Source organism: Mycobacterium parascrofulaceum ATCC BAA-614 (genome assembly GCF_000164135.1).
GTDB classification, from domain to species: Bacteria; Actinomycetota; Actinomycetes; order Mycobacteriales; family Mycobacteriaceae; genus Mycobacterium; species Mycobacterium parascrofulaceum.
Genome location: NZ_GG770553.1, coordinates 1,473,113 through 1,482,943 on the forward strand (window position 1 = coordinate 1,473,113; position 9,831 = coordinate 1,482,943).

The following is a 9,831-nucleotide window of genomic DNA, read 5'->3' on the forward strand; positions in this document are numbered from 1 at the left end:
GCGGGCGGCCGCGGATCTCGGGGCGTCGTCGCTGCGCGAGGTCCAGGACCGCGGGCCGGCCGCCGCCGCCGCGGTGCGCGATCCCGTCGACGCCCGCCGGGCCCGCCACGTGCTGAGCGAGAACCAGCGGGTGCTGGATTGCGTTGCGGCGCTGCAGGATTCGGACTTCGCCGCGGTCGGACGGATCTTCACCGCGTCCCATGAGTCCATGCGTGACGACTTCGAGATCACGACCGAACACATCGACCTGATCGCCGACACCGCCGTGCGGGCGGGCGCCCTGGGCGCGCGGATGACCGGCGGCGGGTTCGGCGGCTGTGTGATCGCGCTGGCACCCACCGATCGCACCGCCGCCGTCGACGAGGCGGTGCGGCGTGCGGTGCGCGACGCCGGTCTCGAACAACCGGTCATCACCGCGACCCGGGCGGCCGCCGGCGCCGGACCGGCCTAGCCAACCACCGCGATGCCCCCGATTCTCGGCCGTAGCTGTAACGGGCCCAGCGATAGCAGTAACGTAACGGATATGCGGGGGATGACATGCGCGGTGTGCGGTGCCGGCTTCACGGCCCGGTCCGACGCGCTCTACTGCTCGTCGGCCTGTCGGCAGAAGGCGCATCGCGCCCGATCGGCGCGCCGGGCGGCCGCGCTGCGGGAGATCGTTCGGCGAAGCTTTCCGGCGAGCCGGTCCACGCACTCCGACGCCGGCAGGTCGCTGCAACTCGCCGCCGCCACCTCGGTGCGGCGGGCGCGCGAGCAGGTCGACCGATCACGCGAACTGTGTCGCGCGGCCGCGCTCCGGCTGGAGCAAAGCGACGCCGTCCGCGAACAGGTAAGCAAACAGTGGGCGGCGCGTTCGGCGCCGGGCACGGGGCGTGCGTCGTGGCCTGGGAACTAGACGGGCAGACGGCGGCGGTCGAGGAGGCCCTGGCCGGCGGCACGCCGCAGCGGGCCGGCTGGTTTCGCTTCTACTTCACCGACCAGCGCTGGGAATGGTCCGATCAGGTGCACCGGATACACGGCTACGAACCGGGAACCGTGACGCCCACGACGGAGCTGGTGATCGCCCACAAGCATCCCGCCGATCGCGACCGGCTGGCCGCCAGCATCAACGACATGATCGAGCACCGGCAGCCGTTCAGCACCAGGCATCGCATCGTCGACACCCGCGGGAACACCCGTGAGGTGGTCGTCGTCGGGGACCAATTCTGCGACGACGACGGCGACGTCATCGGCACGCACGGCTTCTACGTCGACGTCACGCCGACGTCCACCCGCAAGCGCGAGGAGAACATCAGCGCGAAGGTCGCCGAGATCACCGAGCGCCGCGGCGCCATCGACCGGACCAAGGGGATGCTGATGCTGGTCTACGGCGTCGACGAGATGGCGGCGTTCAACCTGCTCAAGTCGCTGTCCCAGGTGCGCAACATGAAGCTGGCCGTGCTCGCCGAGCAGATCGCCAAGGACTTCTCCGACCTGGGCAAGGAGGTCATCGCGTCGCGCTCGCGGTTCGACCGGCGCCTGCTGACCGCGCACCTGCGGGTCTCCGCGTCGGACGGGTAGCGGTTAGCCGGCGCGCGTCAGGCGCACCGCCCCCAGGTGCATCCGGTCGACCGCCTCGGCGAACTCCTCGCGCGTCGGTACGCGTTGGTCGCGGAACTTCAGCCCGATCATGCGCTGGGCGCGCTGGGCCCCGTAGGACTCGGCGCAGCGCAGGAAGAGGTCGGACACGACGGCGCGGTCCCGGATCAGCTCGCCGCGCATCGCGGTCGTCTTGCCGTCGTAGACGACCTGCACCGCCGCGCCGCCGCGGAAATTCTGCTTCCACGGTGCGCCGGTGAGCGCGTAGAGCTGACCGTCGATCACGTGGGCGCTCACCGGAAGTGAGAACGGCCGGCCCGTCTTTCGGCCGGTGAAGCTCAGCACCATCAGCTGCTTGCGGGCGGGGCCGGCGAGCGGGGTGCGCAGCAGGAAACCCAGCATCGGGTTGACGACGCGCAGCAGCGCCGAAGGTGGGTGGCCGGCGTCGATCGCATGCGGCTGCTCTGCCATGCGCTTACCGTACGGCCAATCGGCCGCGCGGCCTAGCGCCGCGGGGCCGGCGTCAGGGGGTGATGGTGGTCTGGTCGTCGATGATCTTCGTGACGTCCAGCAACGGGCCCGAATCGGCCTCCGGACCCTCGGCGTTGAGCTGCAGCACATAGACCGCGTCCTGGCCGGGGATCACCACAGTCTTCTGCGCGATCATCCGAGTCTTGCCGTCCCGCTGGTAGGTTCCGCCGATCTGCCACGCCTGGAAGCCGCCGAGCGTGGACGCCTTGCCGTCACCGCTGCCCTCGTACCCGGGCAGGTTCTGCACCTCGCCCGGCGCGTACTGGAGGATCTTCGCCGGGTCCACGTCGCCGGTGAACTTGGAGAACAGCGCCGAGACGGTCGGCGGGTCGGCGGGGTTGCCGGGCTGGGTCATGACGATGCCGCCGTACGACGTGCCGGCGTTCTGGTTGAGCTGCCAGCCGTTGGGCACGGGCAGGTCGACGTTAGGCCCGGGATCGCCGTGGTGAACGGGTGTCTCGGTGATGTGGTTGTCCTTGACGTAGTCGGCGATCGTGTATTTGGCCTTCGCGGCCGGCGCCGCACTGGAGGCAGTCGTCGTCGACGCCGAGGTGGAGGCGGTCGTCGAGGTCGACGACTGGCCACCGGATTTGTGGTCGTGGCCGCAACCGACGAGCGCCAAACTCAGCGCGACAGAAACGGTTGCTAGCGGCAAATGTTTCATTAATCCAATCTCCCGAAAATTGGGGCCGGTACCAGCGCCGGCCGCGCCGAAATGACAGTATCCGAAATGCCGTAAGAGTTTGCCAGAAATGCGCGGTACTTCCGGCCGCACCGAAGCGTGCCGCAAATCGTTACCCCGTTCGGCCGGAAAACACCCACCCAGTACACCGCCGTCCAGTAAGAGACAGGTATGCGGTCACGAAGGGCCCTCGTCGCACTGCTGGCGGCGTCGGTCGTCTTCATGGCGTTCGTCGCCGCCGCGCCCCCCATGGCCTACGACGGCGAGCCCGCCCTCGTGGCCGACCCGGCCGACCACGTCGCCACGCTGATCGGCACCGGGACCGGCGGTGCGACGGTCGGGGAGATCAACAACTTCCCCGGCGCCACCGTGCCGTTCGGCATGGTGCAGTACTCGCCCGACACGGTGGGCAACTACGCCGGGTACAACTACGACAACCCGCGCTCTACCGGGTTCAGCATGACCCACGCCTCGGTGGGGTGCGCCGCGTTCGGTGACATCTCGATGTTGCCGACCACCAACGGAATCGGCTCGCAACCGTGGAAATCGTGGGAACGGATCGCCCACGACGACACCGAACGCGGCATGCCCGGCTACTACACGGTGCGGTTCCCGGGCACCGGGGTGAGGGCGGAACTCACCGCCGCCACGCGCACGGGTGTGGGCCGGTTCAGTTACCCGCGCAACGGACGACCCGCCGTGTTGCAGGTGCGCTCGGGCGCGTCACTGGCGGGCAACTCCCGCGCGACGATTCAGATCGGGGAGGACAACACCACGATCACCGGCTGGGCCACCAGCGGCGGATTCTGCGGCAAGAACAACACCTACACGGTCTATTTCGCGATGAAGTTCAGCCAGCCGTTCACCTCGTACGGGGCGTGGGACGGCAACGCGGTCTACCCCGGCGCCCGCGGCGCGAATTCGCCGTACAGCGGCGGATACGTGGAATTCCCGGCCGGAGCGGTGCTCGAGGTGCGGACCGCCATCTCCTACGTCGGCATCGACGGCGCGCGCGCGAACCTGGCCGCCGAGGGCGCGGCCAGCTTCGACGAGGTCCGCGGCGCCGCGTACCGGGCCTGGAACGGCACGCTGTCGCGCGTCGCGGTCGCCGGCCGCAACGCCGGCGATGTGGAGACGTTCTACACCGCCCTGTACCGATCCCTGTTGCACCCCAACACCTTCAACGACGCGGACGGACGCTACATCGGGTTCGACGGCGCCGTGCACACCGTGGCCGCGGGGCACACCCAGTACGCCAACTTCTCCGACTGGGACACCTACCGGTGCCTGGCGGCCCTGCAGGCGCTGCTGTTTCCCGACCGGGCCAGCGACATGGCCCAGTCGCTGGTGAACGACGCCGAGCAGAGCGGGGCGCTGCCACGCTGGGCCCTGGCCAACGCCGCGACCGCGGAGATGAGCGGAGACAACGTGGTGCCGCTCATCGTGAACCTCCACGCCTTCGGCGCCGAGGACTTCGACACGCAGGCGGCGCTGCGCTACATGGTGAACGCGGCCACGAAAGGCGGTGTCGGGCTGAATGGTTACGTCGAGCGACCGGGGATCGACACGTACCTGCAATTCGGTTACGCGCCGTTGTCGTTCGAGTTCCGCACCGACGGCTGGATCGCCGACGCGTCGATCACGCTCGAGTGGTCGGTCGACGACTTCGCCATCTCCCGGTTCGCCGAATCGCTCGGTGACGCGGCGACCGCCGCCGAATTCCAGCGCCGCTCCCAGTACTGGCAGAACCTGTTCAACCCGACCACCGGGTACATCTCTCCCCGCAGCTGGACCACCTTCTTCCGCGCCGGCCCGGCGTTCGTGGTGTCCCCGAAAGACTTCGGCCAGGTCGGATTCGACGAGGGCAACGCCGCGCAGTACGTCTGGTGGGTGCCGCACAACGTGGCCGGCCTGGTGACCGCGCTGGGCGGCCGCCAGGCGGTGGCCGGGCGGCTCGACGAGTTCACCAGGAAGCTCAACGTCGGCCCCAACGAGCCCTACCTGTGGGCCGGCAACGAGCCCGGCTTCGGGGTGCCGTGGCTGTACAACTACATCGGCCAACCGTGGAAGACCCAGCGCACGGTCGACCGGGTGCGTGGGCTCTACGGCCCGACCGCCGACGGGGAGCCGGGCAACGACGACCTGGGCGCGCTGGCCAGCTGGTACGTCTGGGCGGCCCTGGGCCTCTATCCGAGCACGCCGGGGACGCCGATCCTCACCGTCGCGGCGCCGCTCTTCGATCGCATCGCGATCGCGCTGCCGGGGGGCAAAACCATCCGGATCTCCGCCCCGGGCGCGTCCGGGCCGCATCACCTCAACTACGTCAGCGGCCTGCGCGTCGACGGCCAGGCCACCGACCGGACGTCGCTGCCCGAAACCTTCGTCCGCACCGGAGGGGAACTGGCCTTCTCGCTCGCCGCATACCCGGACAAGCGTTGGGGGACAAGCGAATCGTCGGCACCACCGTCGTTCGGCACGGGCAGCTCGGCGGTGACCGTCAACATCCCCGACCCGATCGTCACGATCGCGCCGGGAACCACGGGCAGGGTGCGGCTCGACGCGCAACGGATGATCGGCGATGCCGGCGGCTACACCGTGACGGGCACCGCCTCGGACGCCGGCATCACGGTGACGCCCACGGCGGGCCAGTTCTCCTCCGACGGGTCGGCCGGCATCGACGTGCCCATCACGGTGGCACGCTCGGTGCCCGAGGAGTACTACCTGGTGTACCTGACCTCCTCGGTCGGCCACAGTGCGCGCACCTCAACGATTCTCGTGGTGGCGCAAGCCCCGTACGAGTGAGGTCGCCGGGTCCGTCAGATCATCTCGTTTTTGGTCAGCCACCGCATCACCGGCCAGCCGGCGAACACGGGCAGCCAGCAGGTGAGCACCCGGTACAGCAGCACCGACGGCACGCCGACGGCCGGCGGCACGCCGAAGGCGGCCAGCCCACCGATCAGCGCCGCTTCGACGGCCCCGACACCGCCGGGTGTCGGCGCCGCGGAGGCCAGCGTTCCGCCGACCATCGTGACCACGGTGACGGTGACGAACGTCGTGCCGCCGCCGAAGGCTTCGACGCTGGCCCACAGGGCCAGCGCCGCGCCGAGAGTCGTTCCCGCGCAACCGAGGAGGATCAGCGCCAGGCGCCTCGGCTCGCGGGCCAGCTTGACCAGGTCGCCGGTCACCTCGTTGAGCTTCGGGCGCACCTCCGTGGCCAGCCATTTGCGCGATTTGGGCACGAACAACAGGGTGCCGACGATGCCCAGCGCCACGCCCCCGATCAGGTACAGCAGCGTGGCGCTCGGCACGAAATGCGAGAGGTGCATCGAGGCGCCCGCGACCACGCTGAAGAAGATCAGCAGCAACAGGTGCACGATCACCTGCACCGCCTGCTGCAGGGCGACCGCGGCCGTCGCGCGCATCGCTGACAGCCCGCTCTTCTGCAGGTATCGGGTGGACAGCGCGAGCCCCCCGACGCCGGCGGGCGTGGTGGTCGCGGCGAACGTGTTGGCCACCTGGACGAAGGACAGCCGCCAGAAGTTCACCGTCCCGTCGGTGCAGGCCCACAGGGCCGCCGCGGCCCCCACGTAGGTCAGCGCCGACACCGCCAGCCCGAGCAGCGCGAACCACCAGTTCGCGGTCCTCAATTGGAAGAAGAACGTGGGCGCGGTGCTGATGAAGGGGTACGCGACGTAGACCAGTGCGCCAAATAGCACCAGCTGGATGATCTGGCCGCGGGTGAACCGGGTGATGGTCTGGGTCTTGATCTGGTCGGCCCCGGTCTGCCGCTTCACCTCCGCGCGCGCGTCGGAGATGACGGCGCCCGCGTTGGGGACCGACTTGCGGATCGACCGTGGCACGGCCACTTTCGTCAAACGACGCGAGGCGCTCAGGATGGTGTCCCGGTCGAACGCGTCGATCGCCGCGGCCACCGCCGATTTCGGGTCGTACAGCGCCGAGGTGGTCACCAGCAGCTGGGCGATGTCGGACTGCAACTGGGCGTCGGTGGCGCCGTATTCGGCGCTGTGCAAGCCACCGAAGAGCACGGCGCCGTCGTCGACGGTGATTTCGTTCCCGCGCAGGTCCAAGTGGGCGATCTGCTGGTCGTTGAGGATCCGCAGCGCTCGCCACACCCGGTCCACCGGCGTCGACTGCGCGCACCGGTCGAGCGGCGTGCCGCGAGGGGGCTTGTGCGAGTACAGGATCCAGCCGCGGTCCAGGGTGGCGACCGCGATCGTCGAGGTGTTGGCCAGGTGCGCCTGGCCGAAGGCGATCGTCATCAGCGCGCGATGCTCGACGGCGCGGCGCATCGAGGTCACCAGGGGCGAAGTCTCGGTGTCGCGCAGCCGCAGCTTGATCCAGAGTTGGCGCAGCGTGCCGCCGCTGCGTTGATGCGGGCCGTACAACTCGACCAACGCTTCGCCGTCGGGCTCCGCACATCCGGCCGAGAGGACCAGCGGGCCGCGACCGGCCGGCCGGACCACGGTGAGCCGCGACACCACGAACCCGCGCTTGGCCATCGCACGCACCGCGGCCTCGAGGGGCACCTCGAGCGCGGGGGTGCCGACGACGAGGACCACCAGCGAGCCGACCAGCCAGCCGACCGCCAGGCCCAACAGGGCGCGCGCCGGCACGATGGCACTGACCACGAGGTGGATCGGCACGAAGGCCAGCAGCAGCGCCCACCACCAACGCCGCCAGCGTGCGGGCAACCACGGCCCCGAGACGGTCAGCACCGCCGCGAGCATGCCGATCCAGCGCGGGTCGTCGAGAAACTGGCCCAGCACGGTCTGCAGGCGTTCGGAGAGGTCGAAATGCCAGCGCGGCGCCGAAAACCCGTTGCCGCCGACCGACAGCGGAAGCGCCGCGAGCAGGGCGGCGGCGGCGTAGGCCCCGAGCAGTTTCCACTGCCGGCCGAGGACCAGGCCGATCAGGATCATGAACGGCAGGGCCAGGATCGCCACGCCGTACGCGAGGTAGACCAGGTCGGATTGTTGGGGCGAGAGCACCCCGACGATCTGCGAGATGGACTTCTCCAGCGCTTCCCACTGCGGCCGCGTGATCAGCGAACTGGTGATCACCACCGCCAGGAAGGTCGCGCTCGCGGCCAGCCGCAGGATGTCGTTGGTGCGCCGGGTCAGCGGCTGCAGCAAGCTGCCGGAAACGCTGATCTCGCGCCCGTCGACTCGCATGTAAAGACGATCCTTCGGATTCGTTCGGCGCCGCTGACCCATCTTCTTGCCGGCTCGCCGCCAACTTAGCGCCGATACCCGGCCGCGCGACAGCTCGGACCCACTTGCGCGCGTAGGGTCGTAAACATAGGCGAGCTAGCGAATCGGAGGGCGGAGCGTGGCGAGGACCGACAACGACAGCTGGGAGATCACCGAGAGCGTGGGCGCGACGGCGCTGGGAGTGGCCTCCGCCCGCGCGGCCGAAACGCGAAGCGACGATCCACTGATCCGGGATCCGTTCGCGCAGATCTTCCTCGACGCCGCCGGCGACGGGGTGTGGAATTGGCATTCGGCGCCGCAGCTGCCGGACGAAGTCGTCGAGGCCGAACCCCAGCTGCCGCTGCAGATGCGGGCGATGGTCGGTTACATGGCTTCGCGGACAGCGTTTTTCGACGAGTTCTTCCTGGCCGCGACGGGGGCGGGCATCCGGCAGGCGGTGATCCTGGCGGCCGGCCTGGACGCGCGGGCGTGGCGGTTGGGCTGGCCGGACGGCACCACCGTTTACGAACTCGACCAGCCTCGCGTGCTGGACTTCAAATCGTCGACGCTGGCCGAGCGCGGGGCGCGGCCCACCTGCAATCGGGTCGAGGTCGCGGTCGACCTGCGCCACGACTGGCCGACGGCGTTGCGGGAGGCCGGGTTTGACCCGTCGGCGCCCAGCGTGTGGTCGGCCGAGGGGCTGATGCCGTACCTGCCGGCCGCCGCCCAGGAGTTGTTGTTCGACCGCGTGCACGGGCTCACCGCCCCCGGCAGCCGGGTGGCCGTGGAGGCGCTGGGGCCGAAATTCCTCGACCCGGAGTTCCGCGCGAAGCGTCGCGAGCGGATGGATCGGGTGCGCGCCCTGATGGCGCGGGTGGCGCCGGACCGAGACGTGCCGAGGACCGACGAGCTGTGGTACTTCGAGGAGCGCGAGGACGTCGGCGACTGGTTCCGCCGCCACGGCTGGAGCGTCACGGTCACCCCGGCCGACGAGCTGATGGCCGGCTACGGCCGCACGGCGCCCAAGGAGGTCGAGGATGCCGTGCCGGGGAATCTGTTCGTGGCCGCCGAGCGGGCGGCGACCTAGCGGCGTTCGGCCTCCGGGTCCTCCCGGCGGGCGTGCGCGCGCCAATGCCGGTATCCCCGCCGCGCGGCGAGGGCGCCGACGATGGCGGTGACGCACCACACCGCGATCGCGGCGTATGCCAACGGAGACGACCGGTTTCCGATCGAGGCGCCCAGCGCGGTGTAGACGAACGCCCGCGGTACCGAGCCGACGAACGCCCCGATCGCCATCTGCCACAAGGGAACTCCGAACGCCCCGAAGGCATAGGAGGCGAGCGCGTCGGAAATGCCCGGAACGAAGCGCTGACCGACGACCGCCCATAGCCCGCGGCGTTCGATCAACGCGTCGATCCGGTCGGCGCGGGTGCGGCCCAGCAGCGCCCGCGCGCTGTCCCGGCCGGCCCGGCGCCCGACGAGGCTGGCGACGACCGCGGTACCCACCGTCGCGCCCAGCGTCACGAACACGCCGAGCACCGGACCGAACAGCAGACCGCTGGCCGCGGCCAGGACCGCGCCCGGCACGAACAACGCGCCGAGGACGGCCGACACCGCGACGTAGGTCACCGGCGCCGCCGGGCCCGTCGCCGAAACCACCCGCCGCACCTCGTCGACGTCGATCACCCGCGCGACGGCCACCAGATAGAACAGCACGAGCAGGAACACGACGAACACGGCGAGCCGCGCGACGTGCGTCCGTCGCGAGGTGGGCTCGGATTCCGGCGGGGAATCGTCGCTGTCGGCCATGCGACCGCTCACGCGGGCGCC

Annotated in this window: 8 protein-coding genes; 4 read left to right on the forward strand and 4 right to left on the reverse strand. The window is 70.2% G+C overall.

All coding sequences use genetic code 11. The features are described 5' to 3' along the window. The coding region (locus HMPREF0591_RS06955) for a galactokinase (RefSeq protein WP_007167757.1) at positions 1-451 on the forward strand (451 nt) is incomplete at its 5' end. A gap of 428 nt (positions 452-879) precedes the next feature. Then, positions 880-1,560: a PAS and ANTAR domain-containing protein gene (locus tag HMPREF0591_RS06965; RefSeq protein WP_040621994.1), complete on the forward strand. Its 681-nt coding sequence runs from the start codon at positions 880-882 to the stop codon at positions 1,558-1,560. A 3-nt stretch (positions 1,561-1,563) separates the two neighbouring features. On the opposite strand, the gene HMPREF0591_RS06970 is transcribed toward HMPREF0591_RS06965, so the two are convergent. Beyond that, positions 1,564-2,049, reverse strand: a complete 486-nt coding sequence (locus HMPREF0591_RS06970) for a hypothetical protein (RefSeq protein WP_007167760.1) — start codon at positions 2,047-2,049, stop codon at positions 1,564-1,566. A 52-nt stretch (positions 2,050-2,101) separates the two neighbouring features. Continuing rightward, positions 2,102-2,773, reverse strand: coding sequence for an envelope biogenesis lipoprotein LpqN (gene lpqN, locus HMPREF0591_RS06975; RefSeq protein ID WP_007167761.1), 672 nt, complete (start codon positions 2,771-2,773; stop codon positions 2,102-2,104). Positions 2,774-2,962: 189 nt separating this feature from the next. Here lpqN and HMPREF0591_RS06980 point away from each other — a divergent pair, with 189 nt between their 5' ends. Beyond that, on the forward strand, positions 2,963-5,593 hold the full coding sequence (locus tag HMPREF0591_RS06980) for a GH92 family glycosyl hydrolase (RefSeq protein ID WP_007167762.1): 2,631 nt from the start codon (positions 2,963-2,965) through the stop codon (positions 5,591-5,593). A gap of 14 nt (positions 5,594-5,607) precedes the next feature. Here the strand turns inward: HMPREF0591_RS06980 and HMPREF0591_RS06985 are convergent, their stop codons facing one another. Next, the gene (locus HMPREF0591_RS06985) at positions 5,608-7,983 is read right to left on the reverse strand and encodes a lysylphosphatidylglycerol synthase transmembrane domain-containing protein (RefSeq protein ID WP_007167763.1); all 2,376 of its coding nucleotides are present in this window, start codon (positions 7,981-7,983) and stop codon (positions 5,608-5,610) included. A 157-nt stretch (positions 7,984-8,140) separates the two neighbouring features. Here HMPREF0591_RS06985 and HMPREF0591_RS06990 point away from each other — a divergent pair, with 157 nt between their 5' ends. Further along, positions 8,141-9,088, forward strand: coding sequence for a class I SAM-dependent methyltransferase (locus HMPREF0591_RS06990; RefSeq protein ID WP_007167764.1), 948 nt, complete (start codon positions 8,141-8,143; stop codon positions 9,086-9,088). On the opposite strand, the gene HMPREF0591_RS06995 is transcribed toward HMPREF0591_RS06990, so the two are convergent. Then, complete coding sequence (locus HMPREF0591_RS06995) at positions 9,085-9,810, reverse strand: TVP38/TMEM64 family protein (RefSeq protein ID WP_040621997.1); 726 nt, start codon at positions 9,808-9,810, stop codon at positions 9,085-9,087. The two genes, HMPREF0591_RS06990 and HMPREF0591_RS06995, sit on opposite strands and share 4 nt — an antisense overlap. Positions 9,811-9,831: the final 21 nt, after the last annotated feature.

Bases quoted from the DNA above. Each gene is read 5' to 3' on its own strand.
- HMPREF0591_RS06970 (WP_007167760.1), bottom strand. From the start codon at position 2,049: ATGGCAGAGCAGCCGCATGCGATCGACGCCGGCCACCCACCTTCGGCG.
- lpqN (WP_007167761.1), bottom strand. From the start codon at position 2,773: ATGAAACATTTGCCGCTAGCAACCGTTTCTGTCGCGCTGAGTTTGGCG.
- HMPREF0591_RS06980 (WP_007167762.1), top strand. From the start codon at position 2,963: ATGCGGTCACGAAGGGCCCTCGTCGCACTGCTGGCGGCGTCGGTCGTC.
- HMPREF0591_RS06985 (WP_007167763.1), bottom strand. From the start codon at position 7,983: ATGCGAGTCGACGGGCGCGAGATCAGCGTTTCCGGCAGCTTGCTGCAG.
- HMPREF0591_RS06995 (WP_040621997.1), bottom strand. From the start codon at position 9,810: ATGGCCGACAGCGACGATTCCCCGCCGGAATCCGAGCCCACCTCGCGA.